Annotated in this window: 11 protein-coding genes; 5 read left to right on the top strand and 6 right to left on the bottom strand. The window is 37.4% G+C overall.

Features of this window, described 5'->3' with window-relative positions; all coding sequences use genetic code 11:
- The 5 genes from ACFFU9_RS08995 to ACFFU9_RS08975 all read left to right on the top strand — a co-directional run bounded on the left by ACFFU9_RS08995 (position 1) and on the right by ACFFU9_RS08975 (position 11,476).
- Positions 1 to 2,961 carry a polysaccharide lyase family 8 super-sandwich domain-containing protein gene (locus tag ACFFU9_RS08995; RefSeq protein WP_379861081.1) on the top strand — a complete coding sequence of 987 codons (2,961 nt, stop codon included), beginning with the start codon at positions 1 to 3 and terminating at the stop codon, positions 2,959 to 2,961.
- A 53-nt stretch (positions 2,962 to 3,014) separates the two neighbouring features.
- Positions 3,015 to 4,454 (top strand): sulfatase, encoded by a 1,440-nt coding sequence (locus tag ACFFU9_RS08990; RefSeq protein WP_379861080.1) that lies wholly within the window; start codon positions 3,015 to 3,017, stop codon positions 4,452 to 4,454.
- Between the two features lie 24 nt (positions 4,455 to 4,478).
- On the top strand, positions 4,479 to 7,730 hold the full coding sequence (locus ACFFU9_RS08985; protein ID WP_379861079.1) for a polysaccharide lyase family 8 super-sandwich domain-containing protein: 3,252 nt from the start codon (positions 4,479 to 4,481) through the stop codon (positions 7,728 to 7,730).
- Positions 7,731 to 7,827: 97 nt separating this feature from the next.
- Positions 7,828 to 9,423: a sulfatase gene (locus ACFFU9_RS08980; RefSeq protein ID WP_379861078.1), complete on the top strand. Its 1,596-nt coding sequence runs from the start codon at positions 7,828 to 7,830 to the stop codon at positions 9,421 to 9,423.
- 163 nt (positions 9,424 to 9,586) lie between these two features.
- Entirely contained in the window at positions 9,587 to 11,476 is a 1,890-nt protein-coding gene (locus tag ACFFU9_RS08975) for a BNR-4 repeat-containing protein (RefSeq protein WP_379861077.1), read from the top strand.
- 349 nt (positions 11,477 to 11,825) lie between these two features.
- On the opposite strand, the gene ACFFU9_RS08970 is transcribed toward ACFFU9_RS08975, so the two are convergent.
- The 6 genes from ACFFU9_RS08970 to ACFFU9_RS08945 form a co-directional block, all read right to left on the bottom strand.
- Complete coding sequence (locus tag ACFFU9_RS08970; RefSeq protein ID WP_379861075.1) at positions 11,826 to 12,191, bottom strand: nucleotidyl transferase AbiEii/AbiGii toxin family protein; 366 nt, start codon at positions 12,189 to 12,191, stop codon at positions 11,826 to 11,828.
- 2 nt (positions 12,192 to 12,193) lie between these two features.
- On the bottom strand, positions 12,194 to 12,787 hold the full coding sequence (locus ACFFU9_RS08965; protein WP_379861074.1) for a DUF6088 family protein: 594 nt from the start codon (positions 12,785 to 12,787) through the stop codon (positions 12,194 to 12,196).
- Positions 12,788 to 13,338: 551 nt separating this feature from the next.
- Entirely contained in the window at positions 13,339 to 15,651 is a 2,313-nt protein-coding gene (hepB, locus tag ACFFU9_RS08960) for a heparin/heparin-sulfate lyase HepB (RefSeq protein ID WP_379861073.1), read from the bottom strand.
- A gap of 504 nt (positions 15,652 to 16,155) precedes the next feature.
- Positions 16,156 to 17,604, bottom strand: coding sequence for a CBM96 family carbohydrate-binding protein (locus tag ACFFU9_RS08955; protein WP_379861072.1), 1,449 nt, complete (start codon positions 17,602 to 17,604; stop codon positions 16,156 to 16,158).
- Positions 17,605 to 17,633: 29 nt separating this feature from the next.
- Positions 17,634 to 19,010: a RagB/SusD family nutrient uptake outer membrane protein gene (locus tag ACFFU9_RS08950; protein WP_379861071.1), complete on the bottom strand. Its 1,377-nt coding sequence runs from the start codon at positions 19,008 to 19,010 to the stop codon at positions 17,634 to 17,636.
- Between the two features lie 11 nt (positions 19,011 to 19,021).
- A complete protein-coding gene (locus ACFFU9_RS08945; RefSeq protein WP_379861070.1) occupies positions 19,022 to 22,039 on the bottom strand; it encodes a SusC/RagA family TonB-linked outer membrane protein in 3,018 nt (1,005 codons plus the stop codon).
- Between the last annotated feature and the right edge of the window lie 178 nt (positions 22,040 to 22,217).

Here is a 22,217-nt window from a genome sequence, read left to right as displayed (position 1 = left end):
ATGAATAAAATACTAATAATTGTTTTTGCTGTATTTTTTAACAATCAATGTTTTTCACAAGAGGTTTTGTTCGCAAACTACTTTGATATAGAGACGAATCAAAAGGAGGGGAGTGAAGTTTTTGGGAAAGTAAATCTAAAACGTAATAAAGATTTTTTGGACAACACCATTCCAAAATCCTATAGATTCTCATTAGAGAACAATGCTTCTGTATTTGAAATCAGTACAGTGTTTGATAGCGAAGGACGGATATTTGGTGTTTTAAAAGTGGCTCCAGGAAAAAAAACAGGCAAATCGCCAGAAGAAGTATCTTTAAAAGTTGTTTTAAAAGAAGGCAACAGTATAGTGGCATCTAAAGCCATCGTGGTTCATGTGGTTGAAAAAACCATGTGGCAAGAATTAGTCGATGTATACAGCCCAGTAACCACAACTGTTTCTCGGTTATATGGAAGAAAAAAGATATCGGATAAGGAGCTGGAAGGGCTATTAAATGATATAGAATCTAGTCATGGTAAGTTTTCGTTTTCTTCTATATACACCAAACATCCTTCAGACTACAAGAATGCAAAAGCCTATGATAAAGATTTAGAAAAAGTAACAAATACCATTGGTAGTTTAGGTTTTGCTTACAGCAAATCAAAAAAATATGGTATAAATAGTGATGATTCCAAAAGTCGCGAGCGTTTAAAAAAAGCCATATATGCAGCGTCTCTGGCATTTATGAATAGCATTCCTATTTATGGAAAAGACTTAGTAGTAGATGGAACGCCTGTTGGTACTGAGGTTGGAGATGGGTTTAGTAAGTTGGGAAACTACGCTAGCCATGGTTTGCTAACACATCAATGGCGGGCAACCGATGCCTTGGCTGCGCCTTTAGTACATGTGTGGCCAGAGGTTTTGGAAGACATTGCAACGGGTAATGCACAGGCCCAGCAATTATATGATGCGGTTATTAGATATTATCAGTTGTTCTTTTCTGTTGTGCCTGAAAGAAGACGGATGGATGACGAGAGTCAACGTTGGCAAAATATTTCCGATACTAATTATTCTGAAGGCGCTTGGGCAGATGCCAATATTGGGCATCGCATGCGAACCTTAATGGTAATGCCCATTTTGTGGGCAGATTATAATCGGCCTATTACATATGTGCCCTATTGGTACGATGATTATTATAATGGAACCGAGTTTGAAGGCCTAACCTTTGCAGATGATTGGACGCCAAACGGTGTGGTTGCAGATGTAAGGAGTTGGTGCGATAAATTATCGCTGCCTTCACATAGGTTTAATCAGTCTGGTTTTCATCCAGATGGAACAGTTACACATCATCGTGGACATAATGCGTCCGATGTGGCTATGGTTGCTTACGGTTTTGAATGGCTTACAACGGTAAATTCTGCGATCAACTATTTCAAAAATACAGCACTTCCTATTGAAAATGAAAACTATCAGTTTATAACAGACCGACTAAACTATACTTATAGACGCATGTTATATAAAAATGCTATAGATTATGTGGTGGCTGGAAGAAGTTTTTTTTCAGATTTATCTGATTTTGGGACAAATCATGTAAACAAATCTATAGAAAATCTATTAGAGGGAAAATCGCCCACCACTTTTATAGAAAATGAGGAACAGCTAAAAGAATTAAAAAAGGATCTTGAACAAGGAAGGTTTACACATACTGAAACCACCGCTTTTTGGAATGCCGATTATTTAATGCACCGTAGGGAAGACGGTGATCAACATTATTATTTTTCGGTGAAACAGAAATCATTAAGAACCAGCGGTGCAGAAGATTTTAGTAATATACGAAAATCTTGGCACGCGGGTAGCGGTGTTTTTCAGTTGCGTGTAAATGGAGATGAATACAACCAAAATGTATTGGCTAATTACGACTGGCACACCCTACCTGGAGTTACCGAGGCCTGGCGTACAGATGCCATGCCAACAGGGCCTGCTTCTGCTTCTTTGCCTGGAGGAAACGATTTTTCTGGAATTTTAGCTGATGGTCTTTACGGTTTAACAGGGTATCATCATAAGCCTATCGACACTTATACGGCGGTAGAAGCTTTAAAATCTTATCATTTAATAGGTCGTTTTGGAACGGCTATAGGTAGCGGTATTCAAAGAAAAAAAGCATCAACTAATTTAGATGAGATTGTAACCACAATCGATCAGTCTGCTCAAACACATGTCATTACTTATAGCGCCAATAGTACGACGAAAAGAATAGAGTTAGGTGAGTCTGTAGACGTTAAGGAGGCTTTGTTAAAGCCTACTTGGGTGCACCATAACAACAAAGGGTATTTAATTTTTCCGAAGAAAAACCAAAATCTACTCATTAAAACAGGTGAAAAAATAAATATTACGGCAACCGATTTAAATATAGAGAAAAGCAGTAATTATATTTTAGCATTAGATCATGGGATTCATCCAACACAAGGTGATAAAGAGGGATACCATTACGTTTTGGTAGCCAATGTGAGTGCTAAGGAGATGCCAAAAGTGTTAGAGGATTACGAAAAACAGAATCAGATTATTACTAAAGAGGAATCGTACCATGCCTTATTTAACCCAGAACAAAAGCTTAAACAAGTGGTTTTCTATAAAGCATCTCGGGTTGATTTTTCTGATAAGTCTTGGGTGCAAACTAATTTACCTGCATTAGTAATGATGGAACATTTAAAGCGTACCGTTCGATTAACGCTTGTAGACCCATTACATAGTTTGGAAACTAAATCTCTAACTGTTCAGGTTTCAGAAATCCTTAAAGAAGGCGAGTATACCTATACACTTCCCGGAATTAAACCTCGAGAAGGAGAAAAAGCTGTGGTTACAAATAACGGAAACTACTCTACTATTACTATTATGTTACCCGATAACGAAGATGGTGCATTTTATGATTATAGAGAGCAAATGTATGCAGGTGCGCCTATAGTTTTAGATATAGACAAAAAGTAGAGAATTGGCGGCGTTTTAATATTAGCTTTTAATAGTTTTAAAATTTCTGAATTATGAAAATCACAAAAAAGGGGCTTATGTTTTTCGCATTGTTAGGCTTTACAATATTAAGCGCTCAACAAAAAAAGTATAACGTCTTATTTCTCATTTCAGACGATTTAACCGCTACGGCCGTTTCTTCATATGAAAACAAAGCGTCCAATACTCCAAATATTGACCAATTAGCAGCAGAGGGTACTCGGTATACCAAGGCCTATAGTCAGTATCCTGTATGCGGTCCTTCAAGAGCGTCTTTAATGGGTGGATATTATCCCAATGCGACTAAAACATTTGGTTATGTAAGCGGCAGGGAGGCTATTGGAGATCAACGAAAAACCTTTTCTCAGTTATTTAAAGATAAGGGGTATTACACTGCACGAGTGAGTAAAATATATCACATGGGTGTGCCTATAGATATAGAAGAAGGGACCAATGGACAAGATGATGAGGCTTCATGGGGAGAGCGATACAACAGCCAAGGCGATGAATGGCGAACAAAAGGTGAAGCCGAACTAGTCCAGGGAAACCCTGATGGTAACATAGAAAGAAAGGGAGGGAACGTTATGACCATTGTAAAGGCAGAGGGTGACGATTTGGTGCATTCGGATGGTAAAACGGCTAAAAAAGCGGTAGAATTAATTAAAAAGCACAAAAACGAGCCTTTCTTTTTGGCGGTTGGTTTTGTACGCCCGCATGTGCCTTTTGTGGCACCAAAATCTTATTTTGAACCGTATCCTTACCAAGCTATAAAGTTGCCAAAAGCTGTAAATGGCGATTGGGAAGATATTCCAGAAAAAGGCATAAACTATGTTACCTCTGTGAATGGGCAAATGTCGGAAATACAAGAACAAAAAGCTGTTGCGGGGTATTATGCATCAGTAGCCTTTATGGATGCTCAAGTAGGAAAAGTGCTTGAGGCTTTAAAGGATGAAGGATTGGAAGATAATACGATTGTTGTCTTTACTTCAGATCATGGTTTCCATCTTGGAGAACATAAATTCTGGATGAAAAGAAGTTTGCATGAAGAGTCTGTTAGAGTACCGCTAATTATTAAAATGCCGGGTGAAAAGGCTGCTGTTTGCCATTCGTTTGTAGAGCTTCTGGATCTATATCCTACGATAGCAAATTTAGCAGGCATTGAAACCTCTAAACACTTACAGGGTAAAAACATTAAAGAAACGCTACAGAACCCCAATTATAAAGTTCGTGATATGGCATTTAGCGTGTCAAATGGAGGTGATGAGTTTTTATTACGAACTAAAAAATGGGCTTATATCCAGTACGGTGAGGATGCTTCCTATGGTATTGAATTATATGATATGGTTAACGACCCTAAACAATTTACCAATGTGGCCAACAAGCCTAAATATGCAAAAACAATAAAATCTTTTAAAAAGGCATTAGAATTAAAATTAAAAGAAGTTAGAACCAACGATTTGGGTATTACATATTAATAACACACACTAAAACGAAGAAGAATGAATACGTCCAAAATAACTATTTTTATAATACTCTGTATCTTATTTAGTGTCGGCATAGAAGCTCAAGAAGTGCTGTTCTCTAATTATTTTGATATAGCGATCCATAAGCCAGCAGGTGAGAAAGTAATTGGAAAAGTAAATCTTAAACGTAATAAAGATGTAGAAAGCACTCCTATTCCAATATCTTATCAGTTTTATATAGAAAGTAGCACAACAGATATTTTTGAAATAGAAACCGAGTTTGATAATAGAGGACGCATTTTTGGTGTGCTTAAAATAGCTACCGGTAAAAATTCAGGAAATGCTCAAGATTATAATTTAACTATAACATTAAAAGATGGAGCTGTAGTTAAAGCAACAACAAGTATCGTTGTTCACGTTGTAGAAAAAACACTTTGGGCACAATTAAAAGACTATTATACGCCCATTACGATATCAGAATCTCGGTTGTATGGGCGAACTAAGTTTTCTGAAAGTAAATTGGCCAGTACCATAACAGCATTAGAAAATAATAACGGACGTTTTTCGGGCTTTATGTTTTACACCAATCATCCTTCTACATTTTCTAGTGGTGCGTTGGAAAAGGAATATCAAGCGGTTTCAGAACTTATTGGAGGACTGGGGTATGCTTATGCAAAATCTTCAACTTACGGCCTTCCTAGTGGAAACACAGTAAATATGGAGCGCTTAAAACGTGTAATTTACAAAGCGTTATTGCAGTATATGAACAATGTGCCTATTTATGGGAATGACTTACAGGTTGGTGGAATTCCTATTGGAACAGAGTTAGGCGACGGCATTAGTAAAATGAATGGGCCTGGGTATTTAAGTCATAGCTTTTTAACCCATCAATGGCGTGCTATAGACGCTTTAGGCGCGCCTTTATTACATGTTTGGCCAGAGCTTTTAAAAGAAGTTGAGGCTAATGATGCAGAAGCACAACAGGTCTTTAATGCGGTAATGCGTTTTCATCAATTGTTTTTTTCCATTGTTCCTAGCTTAAGAGTAATGGATGATGATAATGGAAAATGGAAGAACATCTCAAACTTAAATTATTCTGAAGGCGCATGGGCGGATGCCAATTTAGGCCATCGTATGCGTACCTTAATGACCATGCCCATTTTATGGGCAGATTATAATAGGCCCATGACGTATGTACCATATTGGTATGACGATTATTACAATAACACCCCCTTGCAGGGAAAAACATTTGCCCATAATTGGTCGCCCAACGGCGTGGTGGCTGATTTGAAACATTGGTTTGGACGCATGGCTACGCCAACACAGTTTTTTAGTCAAGCAGGCTTTCATCCCGATGGTACCGTAACGCATCATAAAAGTGATGATGCCTCCGATGTGGCCATGGTGGCTTATGGTTTTGAATGGATGACGTCTAATACAGATGCTGCCAAATATTATAAAAACACGCCTTTTAAAATGCATGATAAGAGCTTGCAGTTTGTGTCCGATCGGATAGATTATTCATACAGAAGAATGATCTACAAAAACGCATTAGATTTTTTGATAACTGGACGCAGTTTTTTTTCTGATTTATCACAATTCGGGTCGAAGGATATTAAGAATGCTATTAATGATTTAATAGATGCCAAAGGCTCTACTTCCGTTATTTCTAATGAAACAGATTTATTAAGTTTAAGATCAAACTTAATAAGCGGCACACATACCCACACAGAAACTACTTCTTTTTGGAATGCTGATTATTTGGTACATAGAAATGAAGATGGCGCTAATAATTATTATTTTTCAGTAAAAAACAAATCCGTAAGAACTTCTGGTGCTGAAGATTTTGACAAAATAAGAAAATCATGGCATGCCGGAAGTGGCCCTTTTTTATTACGTGTAACGGGGAATGAATACAATCAAAAGGTGTTGCGAAATTTCGATTGGCATGTTGTTCCCGGTGTTACAGAAGAGTGGCGTACAGATGCCATGCCTACGGGGCGTGCATCTGCCGCTTTACCTGGGGGTAATGTTTTTTCTGGAATTTTAGCCGATGGAACGTATGGCATGTCAGGATACCACCATAAACCTATAGATACTTATACCAGTGCAGAAGCTTTAAAATCATATCATTTGTTCGGGAAATATGGTACAGCTATTGGGACGGGTATAAAGAGAAAAAGCGGTTCATCTGGCACGAAACAGATTGTTACAACCATCGACCAGTCTGAGCAATTAGGCACCATCACTTATCATATAAACGGCACTACCAAAACGATTTCGGATGGGTCTAGTGTTGATCTGGTTGAGTCTCTATCAGGACCAACTTGGATTCACCATAACAATAAGGGATATTTGGTGTTCCCTAAACCAAATCAAAATTTATTGATTAAAACAGGAAGCCATATCCATATTACAGCGACAGATTTAGGACTATCAAAAAGCATAAATTATATTTTAGCTTTAGACCATGGTGTAAACCCAGCTTCGGGAACTAAAGATGGTTATAACTATGTGATGGTTGCAAATGCCGCTTTAGCAGATATGCCCAACTTATTATCAAATTACATAACGCATGTTAAAAGTTATATTTCTGATGGGAAATATCACGCCATTACAGATGATGTGGAGCAGCTTAAACAAGCTTCTTTTTATCAAGCGGGAAGAATTAATTTAGATATGGGGGAATTTATAGAAGTAGATAAACCTGCTTTAATAATGATAAAAGAAACGCCAAACGACATCCGTTTAACTGTTGTCGATCCGCTGCATGATTTGAATACTTCAGAAATAACGATAAAACTATCAGGGGCTCTAAAGCCACATACTTATACGTATAATTTGGCTGGTATTGCCCCTTTCGCAGGAGAGTCTGTTGTGGTAACTTCCAATGGAACTACCGAGTCTACAATTGTAATTGCTCTTCCTAGTACTGGCGATGGAGCTTTGTATGGTTATCAAGAACAAATGTACGCGGGTTCTCCAATTGTATTAACTTTAGAGAAAAATACGCTGTCTGTAAATACCCCTGAATATAGTAAGAACACTTTGGTAAACGTGTATCCAGTACCCATTACTAATTATAGTGTTGTTGAGACTAAAGATAAGAGCACCATTCTTAAAATTGAAATTTATAATGTTCTAGGGCAACAAATAAGTGTTCAATCTTATGATGGAACCTCTTTTAAAGTGCGGCTACCGATAACAGAAAACATGATTACGGAACATCATGTTTTAGTCATGCAGGTTACAACATCAAAAGGAATAAAAACGGTAAAATTGATATAGCTGGAGGTGCAGCTGTCAATACGCTTGTTCCAGATTATGGTGCTAGTACCTTTTAAGCAAGATAAAAACGATTCAAAAAAATAATAATTAAAGAACTATGGTAAAACTTATATATCCTATGTTGTTAATGGTACTGGTGTTGGCCGTATCCTGTAACAGTGATAAGTCTGTTAAGCAGAAACAGCAGCCTAACGTGTTGTTCATCGCCATAGATGATTTAAACGATTGGACAGGGAGCCTAGGTGGAAATAAACAAGTAATTACTCCAAATCTGGATAAACTAGCCAGTTTAGGTACACAGTTTACAAATGCTCATGCGTCTATGGCTGTATGTGTTGCTTCAAGAAACTCTTTACTAAGTGGTTTACATCCAACAACAACAGGATGGTATTCACTTGTTAATGATCATGATGCTATGGTGGCTTCTTATGAAAACGTAATGGAAAATAAGCAAATGCTTCCTGAGTTGTTTAAAAATAATGGCTATTCTACATATTGCGCTGGAAAAATATTTCATAAAGGTGCTACAGATTATCCGTTTTTAATGCATGCGTTATGGGACGACGTACTACCAGAGTATAAAGAAAAATTAAGACCTATCGATTATGAGCGAGGAGAAGGTTATGGGGGGTATAAATTTTACCCATTTCCTAAAGAAGGCAGTCAATTGAAAAGATTTTATGGTGATAAACTAAAGGATAACCACTCACTTTGTGGTGGGCCATTAGATGAGGCAGATATGCCAGAAGGAAAAATGTATGATGAGTTTATTGCGGAGTATGCCATTGATAAGCTTCAAGAAGATCATACAAAACCGTTTTTCCTTTCGGTAGGTTTTGTGAGGCCTCACGTGCCTTATACCGCACCACGTAAGTATTTTGAAATGTATGATAGGGACAAGTTGAAAGTACCTGAAATTCCTGTTGATGAAATGACAGATATTCCATTAATAGGAAAATCCATAGCTTATAATTATGGGGTTTCCAATATGGGAGATTATCAAGCCGTAAAAGGTATGGGAGATGACTACTTGAGGCATTTGGTTCATTCTTACTTAGCATGTGTTTCGTTTGTTGATGATCAGCTGGGGCGCGTATTAAAAGCTTTAGAAAATAGTAAATATGCAGACAATACCATTATCGTTTTATGGTCTGATCACGGCCAAAGTTTTGGAGAGAAAATGAATTTCAGAAAAATGAGTTTATGGGAAGAGTCAACACGAGTGCCTTTTTACATCCTCACTCCTGATAGTAAAACAAACGGTGAAGATTGCTCAAAACCTGTGAGTTTATTGGATATATATCCCACCTTGGTAGACCTCTGTAATTTGCCACAGCAAGAGCATTTAGAGGGCAATAGTTTAAAGAAACTTATTGAAAATCCAGAAACAGATTGGCCTTATCCTGTGGTAAGCAGTTGGCGTTATAAAAATTATGCTATAAGAAGCCAAGATTATAGATATATACAGTATAGGGATGGCAGCGAGGAGTTATACGACCATACTAAGGACCCAGGGGAGCACATAAACTTAGCTTCAAACGAAGCATATAAAAGCATTATTGAAGACCATAAAAAATGGATACCAAAAAATGCTGCGCTACCTGTTGGAAAAACGAAGTGGGATGGCGATGAAATTGACCATAAAATTGACGAATGGAAAAAGAATGATAGCATTCCGTATTGGTTAGATTAGAGATGAAAAGTTAGTGTTAACGTACTGTTTATAAGTTCTGGTTGTATGTGTTAGGAACATTTAGCACTTGTTTTGGAATCATTTGCACCTTATTTCGGGAGGGGATGTTTTGTAGTTTCGAGGTTAGTATTTTAATTTATTATTAATTAATTTTTTAACCATTATGAATATAAAATTACACAGCCTATTTGCTTGCCTTTTTTTAGTACTGGCCACCTTAAATGTTTCAGGGCAGACTACAACGTCGTTAGTTAATTACGGACAAAAAGTAAATACCAGAAATGAAGCTTCTTTTGCTTACCATAATAATTTGGTATATATACTTTATGTTGATAATGTCGCTGATGACAGTTTGGGAGGTATGTATTGGGCCAGAATATGCCGCTATAATTTAGATACGGGAGCCAAAGATTGGTCTGGTAACTTATTCCATACCATCGCTACCGATAATAGGAATGGTGATAATGATGAAGGTCATAACGACTCCACGATAGCTGTGGATGGAGATGGCTATATTCATGTTTGGATAGGGATGCATAATGACAAAATGAAATACTATAGGTCCTTGTCTCCAGGAGCTTATACTTCATTTGGCGATTTTGGGAATACCTTTCCTGGTTATAATGATACTGGTTTGGAGCTAAAAACATATAGTTACCCTGTTGCTGCAACAACAACAAATGGTGATGTTTTTGTGATTTTAAGGCGAACAGCCTGGTATTATAAAAACGGCGAACTCAAGGGGTTGCAACATAACGAAAAGCAAGACCTGTACCATTGGAATAACACCACGAAAACGTGGACTATGGATTTAGTGAAAAAACAAGATGGTAGAAATGCATACATGAGTAATTTATATGCCGATAATGATAATAATTTACATATTGTAACGGCATGGTCGCAGAAGCATTCAGGTGACAATACGTTTCAAAAGGGGACTTACGTTCGCTATGATGTTTCGGCCAATAAGTATTATAAGGCCGATGGCGGTCAGGTTAATATTCCTATTGATGTAGATACCGCTGATGCCGATAAATTTTACCCAGGAGAACACGTGTGGGGCGATGCATATACCGAGATACAAACACCACAAGTTACCGTAAACAGTCTGGGGCACCCAGTGGTCATGTATCCGTATAATACAGCTCCTAATTTTAGCCAAACAAACCCTAGTTATGTGGTTAATATAGCCACTTGGAATGGGGCATCTTGGACAAGGGTGGATAATATTTTATCTGAAAATATTGCCAACCATACGCGGCCACCTATGACGTATACAGGAGGACAGATTAATGTTTTTTCTCGAAATATAAACAACGTAGGGCAGTTAACATCGTCTTCAGACGAAGGTATAACATTTAGCGCTCCAGTGGCTTTAAAAGGAGCAGGAAATAGCCCCGTTCAAGCGCTTAATTATAGTCCTAATACAGATTTATATATTAACAAACGAGAGTTGTTCCGTGTGGTTTATCCAGAATCCAACCCGAGTACAAATGTAAACCCAACGGTAAGTTTAACCGCTCCTACAGATGGCGCAGAATTTGTTGAAGGAACAACTATTACCATTTCGGCAAACGCAAGTGATACGGATGGTACTATTACTAAAGTTGAATTTTTTGATGGTGATGGCGCAACCAATAGATTATTACATACTGCTACTGCGGCACCATATACCTATGAATGGACTGCAGCACCTCTTGGGGCACGTTCAATACTGGCAAAAGCATACGATAACTTGGGAGGGGCTGCCGTTTCTATTAACCATATTACAGTGGTGGCTTCATTATCTATCAGTGACAATGAGCTTGCATCTAAGAAAGGCCCTACTTTATATCCTAATCCGTTTAGTGAGGTTATAAATTTTAAAATCCATGATGGCTATAAAAAAGCAGAGGTGCAAATCATTACTGTTTTAGGTCAAACTATCTTTTCACAGGGTTATAGAGAAAATCAAACCGTAGAAATCCTTACCGATAAACTGGCTACAGGCCCATACCTAATTAAAATGAATATTGATGGCCATCAAACTATTAAACGAATGATGAAACAATAGCTTTTATTGATTTTTTTATGAAGATGGCAGGATTAGTATACGAGATGGATTTATAAGGAGGATCATATAGTCGTGAGACATTACAGTATAAAAAAGCTAGGGACCCAAGAAGCATAAAGACTACTTGGGTTTTTGCTTTTTCCTTAAAAGGCTAATACTGATTAGAAAACCGCCTAATTTTTAACAATCGATTAGAATAGTCTAAGAGGAACTTGGGGCAGTTAAAGATTACTTTCTCATTTCGGTTGATTACTTAGTTAAATATAGCTATTTTGTTTTTATCTTTTCTTTCCACAGTCTTACTAACCTTAGAGAAAGCTCTTTTAAATTTATGAGGAGCGAAAAAACTTTAAATGTGCTTGAACTTGCGGTGGCTTATTCCTGTTTTATAGGGGTCAAAACAAAAGGAACAAGAGGCTTTACGTAATTTTTTAACTTGAGTTTTACTTAACTCCCCTTCAAAACCTAAATATTTTCTGTCAATTACTAAGTCAATATCTTCTGAAAAACGTTCAATTAAATTCCATGCTTTACTCAAAGAGGTTCCTCCTTTAAAAACAATATGTTTTGAATAAGGCAATGAAAATATAATATTCAATGATAAAGTTACCCACCAATCTTTTTCAACTGCAGAAGATGGAAGTCCAGTTTTTTCACTGACTGGATTGAATATGTTCTGTTTACCTTTTTTACTAAGCTTTATAAACGCTTTCATATTTAATTATTCTTCAGGATTTTTGATATCCAAACAGGAGCTAGTTTAGCATCATGTTCTATAATATCTTGTTTTTCTTTTTCAAGATGTATTTTAATTCTTTCTAATTGCTCTGCTGTTACATTGTCTTTTCCAATTTCCTTAAGCGCTTGAATAATTAAACTTGTAATTTCTCTTTTTACAGCTAAGTTTTTTGGAGATGTTCGCTTGAACTTTATTGTTCTTTTGCCAACCACTATAGTTCTTGGAGCGCCGTCAGTTAAGAAAACCATGTTCATTGGAATTTGAGTTGACAGCCCCAACTTATTAAGTGCTGTTGTTCCTGTTGGAATAATTCGCGTCTTATCTCGGTGGGCAATTGCCAGTGCAATTTCTTCTATTGTAGGATATAAAACTCCTAAAAGCTTGTCTTGTTTTGGGGATAAATATATTCCATGAGCTAGTCTTACTAAGAATTTTTTGTTTTCAAGTCTTAATAATGATTTCTTTACAACTTCAACATTTCCCATATCATCAAAGTTAGATGGGAATAGAATAGTCCCTCTTTTCATTGATTTTATTTCGTTTTCAATTTTAGTTTGAACTGATTTAGTCATTCCTCACTTATTTATGTTGAATATTATTCTTGGAGAGGGAAGGGAATTAAAAGAGCTTGAACGTGCAGTTGACTTTTTTTAGCTTGTATATAGCGATTAGTAAAGCCGTATGTGTTGTTTTTGATATTCAAAGCGTTAAGCTTAATTTATTTTGAAAGCATTAAGATGTCCAACCCCTTTAAGCCTTAGGATGACATACAGTGGAAGATATTCCTTACGTGGCCTTAGTCGTTAGGAGGATGAGGTTTAGTGCCATAAATTAAGCAAATAAGAATATTATCGCATCAAAACAGGTATTAAGGGTCATTTTTAAGGATTTCATAATACCCAAATTTGGTTTTGACTGAGTCTAAAATTTCTTAGAAGGTCTATGACAGACATCACCCGCTAACATAATTATTTAGGTAAAGGTATAAAGAGAAGGTATTGAAGTAGTGTTGTCAGGCATGACCTGAATATGAAGTTGTAAACAGACTCAAATGCTCTACTTATTGCGCATAAAAAAAGACCGCCTTTTCAAGCGGTCTTTAAAAATGTACTTTATAGTAAACCTATTGTTTTACAAATGTGTAGGTTCCTTTTTTACCTTCAAAATAAACGGTGCTGCTCGTTTCTTCCACTTTTTTAGACTCTAAAGTCTTCCCTCCTTTTTTAATCTCCCAATTTCCAGATTTTAAATCGGTGACTAAAATTTTAAAAGTACCTTTTCCATCAAAAGAAAAAGAAAAGTCAGTTTCTAAAATTTGAGACGCATGGCTGTATATTACGACTCTGTCGTCAATTTGTACACCAATAGTTTTTTCTCCTTCAAGTTTTGAAACCAATAATGGTTTTTTGTTTTGATTGTCGGTTATTTGGATAACATTTAAAAAGTAATCCGTTTCCTTTTCTGTTTTTGGCGATAGTTCTACGCGCCAAGCACCTCTTTCGTTTGCCACATCAGGGCGACGTGTAGGCTCGTTGGGATAGTTCTTTCCAAACACCCAAAATTCCTTTCCTTCGCCACCAACAGACTTGATTTCTAAGTCTTCGGCAGAAGGCAGTAGCGTTGAGGTTATTAATTTACCAGAGTCGTCATTTAATGTTCGTGTAACTTCAAAAGTATTGTGGTTAATCTTAGGTTCTTCTATACTGTGCAATAGCCAGAACTTTTTAAAGGATTTATCACTAGAAACAATTTTATCAAAAACAATAAGGGCAGCTGGTGTCTTATCATTATGTAAATTTAAAAACGTAAAAGACCGTTTCACTTCTTTCACTTTATTGCTGTAGGCTTCAGTAATATCACCTTTTAGGTAAGAATAATCGGGAGCAGTAGTACTTGGGCTAAAATCATTTGCCAAAATCTCACCGGTCTTATAATCCTTATTTAACAAGTCTTCTAAGTGTTGAGGTGGGTTCCATCCGTTGCCTGGTAAGCGTTGGCCGCCATCATTGGCAACCGTTGGTGATTTATCGCTACCACCATACCCCATAGATTCGAAGGTTTCGTTTGGATCATAAATTAGTAAACTATTATGCGCAATGGTACGTTTAAAATAATTTTTGTTATGCGGACTATTATAGCCTCCGGATGAGCCTTGGTACATGCCAGAATCGATAGCTAAAGGCCCTTTGTAATAGATTTGGAAACTCCCCGCATCATGATGTTGATGGTTAAGGAAATTATACTCATTAATTTTCATTTCGGCAATAACACTGTTATCCCCCCATCCCGTTCTGGCAATCATCCAGCCAAACGGCTTTCCAAAATATCGTGTTAAAGCTAAATCATCTGGTTTTTTTGTTCCTAACGAGGTGTCTTTCCATAAAAACTCAAAGAATAAATCTATACTCGCAATATTTGGTCGTTGTTCATATTCATAATTAAAGTGTTCATTTTGGTAATAACCACCAGCAAGTAAGCCTGGTAAAGCAAGAGAAGAAATGCCGCTTCTGGAGTAGTTAACATCGCCGCTGCCTAAGAATTGCCCGTCTGGTCTGCGTGAATAAATCCAGTAATAAGGCATTTCACCTTGTTCAGGATTGAATACGTTACCGGCGCCCATGCGGTCAAAAATCCATGTGGCAAATAAATCAGCGGAATAGCGCACACGGTTATATGCATTTCCTTGATGATAAGCATGGCCAGAATAAAACCAATTTCTTACAGGAATATGTTCTTTAAAGATGCGTTTTGCTGTAAGTTCATACATTTCTGGGAATTCATCATAAATAGCAATGGATGCCGATAGTAAATCACGCATAATCATCCATTCGGAAGAATGTCCTGTAACAGAGGTCTGTTTAACGGGGGGGTAGCCGCACTCTAGCATGTTTGCTAGACGTAAAAATTCGACAACAAATTCCTGTTTTTCGTTTTCTGTAATCAGGTCATAGCACCAATCGTACACTACTGCTCCAGATACCATAAGACGACCTGCGGCACGGGCAATATCTTGTACTTGTGGCCAATCGCTGGCTTTCATCTTTGTTAGGATATCGGTAATGGCTTTACGTCCTATTTTGGGGTCTTTAGTGGTGAGGTATTTAGCCGCGTTTAATTCAGATTCTACAGTTACCCCTTGCTGCTTAGTGTATTCTCTCCAGGTTTTTACTTTTCCGTCATCTAAAACAGTTTCTTGGCTCATCTTGGTTAATTCATCAAGAATGGGTTTAAGTTTTGGATTGTGAAACCTTTGTTTTAAATCTGGAATATGTTCCTTCTGAAGATATAACCTAGGGTGATGGGCCGGTGGAATTGGAATTGATATTCCGTCAAGAGTTTTCCATTCTACCGTGGAGCTGGATTGCGCATTTATTTTAGTGAGACTCACTAAAAATAAACATGCAATTAAATACGGAAGGTGTTGCTTTAATGTCATTTTCTGAGTTTTATTATAGTTTAATTGAACGCTAAAATTAGCGTAACAAATGATAAGGAAACCGAATGAATGTAACATTTTAGAGGTGCAAATGTTTCAAAGCCATATGCTTTGTTTGAGATAGTGGACTACTATTTTTTGGATGGTCTAATTGTCTAGACGATAGTTTTTTTAATAATTATTAGTCTAGCTCTTTATGGTAATGGGTACCTGAGTGTTGCCATCTTTTTTTAGCTCAATAAGGTGCTGAATGAAGGTTTCGTAATTCTTATTGGATTTAGAAGTCCTTCCTACTTTTACATAAGCTGATATTCTAGGCTAGATTTGGTTGGTTTTCCATTTGTTTTACAGAAAGAAGCCATTCACAACCAGTAAAATTAATGACTCTGGTTGTGAATGGGGTATGGCTCTTATTTTGAGCTGCTGCATGAACTTCCCTTTAGGAAGGGTAAGTATAAAAGAGCAATCAGCGTATGTTTCATTTAAAAGGTGATGGTATCTCGATTATTGAATCGTTACATCAATATCGAAGTTATTTAAATTAGCTCCAGCCTTGTCTTCGGCAGACACCTCGATTTTATCTTGAGTGCCCGAACCATTGTTGATATAAATTAAGTTCATCACATCGATATCTTTTTGTGTAAAGGTGTCGCCTACTTGTAAAATATTGAGACCTTGCACTAACCAACCAAATTGTGGTGCTTCTTTTATAGTGTATGTGATATCTCCAGCAGGAGAGCCTGTAACTTGTAATACATTATTGTTAAATGCGAAAGCATTGCCACTTTCTACTGTTAATCCGGTGTTTTTATCTAAAACTAATACGGTGTTTCCTGCAGAAAGCCTTGCAATTAACATAGGAGCATTAAAGCCTCCTATGTTTTGTAAAGAATGGAACTCGTCGGTTTCGTCCTTTCCGGCCTCTCCGTCAAGCATAAGGGAAATACGCCCCTTATGATTTAAACTTTTGTAATAATCCATCATATCAAATTCAAACTTACTTACTTTAGTTGTTATGATGCTAGATACGGGTGCTGTAGTGGGGAAAGTCGCATTGTTAAAGGTTAAGCCCGTTTCTGTCCATAATGTGTCGGTTACATTGTAAACATCTAGTGCTACACCTTTAGCAAGCGTAAACTTTACGGCAATTTCTAGCTTTAAGTCTACAATAACACCTTCTTTTTTGAAGTGTTTTAAATCGTACATTAAAAAAGATTTTCTATCGTAATCGCCATTGCCGCTCACGTTTTTTGTTTTTAAAAGCGGGTCTGAGCCAAAATTATTTCCAGATTGGTTGCCACCATTCACATAAGTGTCATACATTGGGAAAATAGTATCTCTAACGATAGTGGGGTCTGGAGTGTCTGGTTCTGATGAAAGTGCAGAGAAGTACACGATAGCGGGTACCACATGTATTACACCATTTAAAGCTTTTAAATTTGAGGTTACAATATCCCATTGCTTACTAGTCCCTTCATTTATTATTCCTGTAAAACTACTGTTGTGTGATAAGAATAGGGTTTGTCCATTTTCACTTGGATAAGGAATGGGGTTGTTCCGTTCCATTAGGTTAGGGTCGTCAAAAGATACATAGGCATTAACAACATGGTAGTTAAGCACATTTCGCAAGATGGGAATAGGTACTTCTGATAGGTCTTGATACGAATTATTTTGAAGATACTCCATGAAAGCCTCGTTAGTAGGTGCGATAAAAGTTTTGTCTGTACCTGTGCTATAAAGGTCTTGGGTGTTGGTACGTTTTATGGCTTCTTCCAAAAGGACTAACGAGTCGTGGTTTTGTATATACTGCCAAGCGGTAATACCTAAATCGGCATTAGAATTTGATTTTTTATATGAAAACCCATCTTGGGTTTCACAACTAAAAAACAGACTAAAAACGACTGTAAAAAAAACACCAATATTTACGTATGAGGTTGTTTTATATTTTTTCATTTTTTTTGGATTTAATTTTTTAACCTATTTTATTTATAAAAATTGTTTTGCTCTAGGTTTGGGTTTCTATTTAGAGCATCTTCATGTATAGGCCATACAAAATTGGCCTCATCACTTAATCCGTTTATAGGATTCATAACTGTAATGGCTTTTCCTGTTCTAACCAAGTCAAACCAGCGGTGGCCTTCAAAAGCCAGTTCAATTAATCTTTCGTGTAAAATAGCGGCTTCTAAATCGCCATATAAGGTTGCGGCCTGAGCCTCGTCTAGTTCAGGGATATCGGCTCTTTTTCTAATTAAATTTAATAATTTAAGGGCTTCATCTGGATTGTTTAATTTGGCATGGGCTTCTGCTTTTAGCAGGATGATATCTGCCAAGCGTATCAGTACGATATTGTTATCGGAAGGGTCTGGACTTTCATCATTAAAGCCTTGGCCAAAGAATTTCCATATCTTTTTAGGATTCGCATTTGTAGTGTCATAAATTAAATCCTTTCTAAGATCTCCTGCTTCAAAAGCATCCTTAAATGAGGCACTTGGAAAATAATCACTATCCGAACCTAAGGCATAAAGGACTCTTAGCGCGTTGGTTTGTGTTTCATTATATCCAACTTCAAAAATACTTTCATTGGAATAGCCGGAAGTAAATATTTTAGACCAGTCGTTTATAGGAACCAATGCATATAGAGTATTGTCTAAAACTTTTTCGGCCGCCTCAATGGCTTCTCCGTACTGTTTTCTCCACATGTAAACCTGCGTTAATAGCGCATTGGCAGCACCTGTGGTGAATAAAATTCGTGTTTTGTCCCCTGAGTGATTTTCTTTACAATGCGTGGAAGCAAAAACCAAATCTTCTACTATTTTATCTAGTACAAGTTCTTTATTTGTTTTGGGAATAAAAAACTCCTGTTGCACACTTTCATAAGGCTCGGTAATTAATGGCACATCGCCCCAAACTCTTACGGCATAAAAATAGGATAAGGCTCTAAGCGCTTTAGCTTGTCCTACAAGTTGCAGGCTTAATTCACTTTCCGTCTCAAAAACTGTAGGAATGTATTTTATGGCGTAGTTAGCTCTGCTAATGGTTTCGTAAATGTTGTTCCATCGTGCTGAGGTCATGGATTGGCTTAACGCGTTTTGTTTTAAGGCAACAGGGTCTCCCGAGTGGTTCGTAGACACGGCGTCTGCTCGCCCCTCACCCCAATAAGCAATATTTACACGACAGGTAGATTGTAGAGCATCATAAATGCCGTAAACCCCGGCTTGCGCGTCACTTGGTGTTTTGTAAAATCCTTGGCCAGAAAAGCTGCTTACAGGATCTTTATCTAATAGATCATCCGAACAGGAGAACGCGAAGAGTATAAGAACTCCTGTAATTACTTTTTTATAAAATTTTATATGTCTCATGTTTTTTCTATTTAAAATCCAATATTTAATCCAAGCATTATCGTCCGGCTTTGGGGGTAAGCACCTTCGTCTACACCTTCTCTTAACCCATTGTACGAACTCACGTCGGGATCAAAACCTGTGTAATGTGTCCAAGTTATTAAGTTTAAAGCAGAAGCATATACTTCTATTTTTCTAAAGCCCCAGTCGTTAACCATTTGATTAGGAAAACGATATCTGATATTTACATTCTTTAACTTGATATAAGAACCATCTTCTACCCAACGGCTTTGAATTCGGCTATCTGAATGTAATGGATCATCGCTTATGGGTTTAGGAAAGTTTGTAACGTCTCCTTGATTTCTCCATCTGCCCAAGGCATCCGTAGAAAGGTTGTTATATCGAACCACCGAATTTCTTTGATGGTTGATTTCGCTATAAATATCATTGCCGTAAGAAAACTGGAAAAAAACGCCTAAGCTCAGGCCTTTATATGAGAAATTGTTGGTTATCCCGCCGAAAAAATCGGGCGTGGCATCTCCTATTATTTGTTTGTCATTTTCATCAATGATAGTATCTCCATTAAGATCATCCCAAATAGGATCGCCTCCTTTAAACTGTGGGCCCAATGCGCCATGGGTTACTTGGTTTATATTGTCTTCATCACGGGAATAAACCCCATTAAACTTCCATCCATAAAAAGTGCCTATAGGTTCGCCTTCTTTTAAGATGTGATAATTCCCATTTTGAATAAAGCCATTGGTCAATACATTATCAGGGAGGTCTTTTACTATATTGCGATTTGTACTGATGTTAAAGTTCGTGTCCCATTGAAAGTCTCCTACAAGATTTTTAGAGCTGAGCGAAAGCTCAACCCCTTTATTTTCGATACTTCCAATGTTTTGTGTTACATAAGAAAAACCAGTAGTTCTTGGTATAGGAACGTTATACAATAGGTCTTCGGTTATTTTTAAATAAACATCAGCATTAAAAGTGACTCTGTTTTTCCAAAACGAAAGATCCAGACCAGCGTTGTATTGGGTTGTGGTTTCCCAGGTTAAGCCCGAGTTGGGCATCACCGAGGGAGCGGCGCCAGAATAATCCAAATAATTGGCGCCTACCGCAAATTCGCCTTGAGATGTATAGTCGCCAATAGACTCATTGCCGGTTTGTCCGATACTTAACCGTAGTTTGGCATCGTTTAGAAACGTGACGTTTTCTAAAAACAATTCATCAGAAATTCGCCATGCAATTGCTGCCGAAGGGAAATATCCAAATCGTTTGTCTTTGCCAAACCTAGAAGAACCATCGGTTCTGAGGTTGGCTTCAAACAAATATTTTCCTTTATAATCGTAAGAAAATCTACCAAAATAAGAAAGCATAGAATGCTCTGTTGTGATGTTTATCTCTTGATTGGAAATGGTTCCTGCGCCATTTAACGTTGGAATGTTATCGCTTGAGAAGAACATGCCGTCTAGACCAACGCGCTCGTATTGCCACTTCTGAAAACTGAATCCGGCAAGTGCGGATAGGTTGTGGGAATCTCCCAATTGTGTGTTGAAGCTTAAATAGGTTTCATTGCCCCAGGTTAGATTATTGATAGCGCGTACGGCACCAGAGTTATAACCTTCCCTATAATCTAAGGTTGAAGGGATAAATTCGTCTTCCTTCATGGAAATATAATCCAAATTTAAGTTGGTTCTAAATTTAAGGCCTTCCAAAATATCGTACTCGGCATATTGATTGCCGGTAATACGGTTGCTTTTATTAAGATGTGTTGCCAATTCTGCGAGTCCCACAGGGTTCCTTCTTCCAAACTGGTAGCCATTATAAGAGCCGTCTGGTAAATACATGGCAAAAATAGGAGGACGTACCAAAAGTTCTCGAATAACACTTAAGTTTTCGGTTCCACCTGCATTAATTCTGTTATTAACACCATTGGTGTACGAAATGCTTTGTCCGAAAGTGATTTTATCTGATACTTTAAAATCCACGTTTAATCGTGACGTTACCCGTTTGTAATTGGAATTTAATATGATGCCATCTTGATTTAGAAAAGAAGAACTCCAAGCATATTTTACATCATCGGACCCTCCTCGTATGGATAGATCTACTTTATATTGAGGGGCTATTCGTAGTAACTCCTTTTGCCAATCTACATCACCATTATTTTTAGGGTTTAAGGAATCTAAAATAATGCCATTTGGAACTACAGGGTTGTCCATGTTTTTATAAGAGTCTAAAATAACGGCTCTATATTGACTCGCGTTTAAAACACTAAGTCTCCTTGGAATCTCGCTAACGCCAGAAGTAATGTTTAAATCTACTTGAGCTTTACCTGAAAGCCCCCTTTTAGTGGTAATCATCACGACACCGTTTGCTGCACGAGAACCATAAATGGCGGTGGAGGCAGCATCTTTCAATATTTCTATAGATTCAATATCTCCAGGATTGATGTCGGCTAAAGGGTTTAGACCAAAATTTTCACTGCCGTTCAACGACGACAAAGTATTGAACTCTATGGGAACGCCATCTACAACATAAAGAGGTGAATTTCCTGAATTTAATGAGGAGTTTCCTCTTACCTTAATGCTCATGCCGCCGCCTGGAGCCCCAGAACTAGATGTAACTTGTACACCAGCTGCACGCCCTTGTAAAACAGATATGGGGTCCTGCACATTGGCTTGGTCAATGTCTTTACTGTTAACGGAAACAATTGAACCGGTTAGGTTTCTTTTCTTTTTTGTGCCATACCCTATAATAACCATCTCCTCGAGTTGGTCTACTGCGGGTTTTAAAAGCACATTGATATTATTTTTAAGTCCTATTTTGATTTCCTGATCGGAATAACTTATATAAGAAAATAGCAACGTGTTTTCAGGAGCGACATTATTAATGGTGTAGTTTCCGTTTAAATCAGACGACACCCCTTTTGTGGTGCCTTTAACGATAATATTTACGCCGTATAGCGATGCTCCAGTAAGGGCATCGGTTATTTTACCTGAAACAGTCATGTCTTGGGCGTGCCCATGTATAAAAGCGAAACACATTATAAAGACGCATAGAAATGATTTGCTTAAAAATTTCCGTTTTCGATATTTTAGAAGAAGAGGGAGGATTAATTTTTCCATAAATTCAAAGAGATAGTTATTTGTGCTCCATTAAGCGCAGTTTTTAATTTCATAATTTGCATTAGGCTGATAAACAGGTGTTATTCGTGTTTTCTAT

This window comes from Mariniflexile ostreae (genome assembly GCF_042427585.1).
Lineage (GTDB): Bacteria > Bacteroidota > Bacteroidia > Flavobacteriales > Flavobacteriaceae > Pseudalgibacter > Pseudalgibacter ostreae.
Note: the sequence above shows the minus strand (reverse complement) of the source record. Positions and strands in the feature narration are given on the sequence as shown.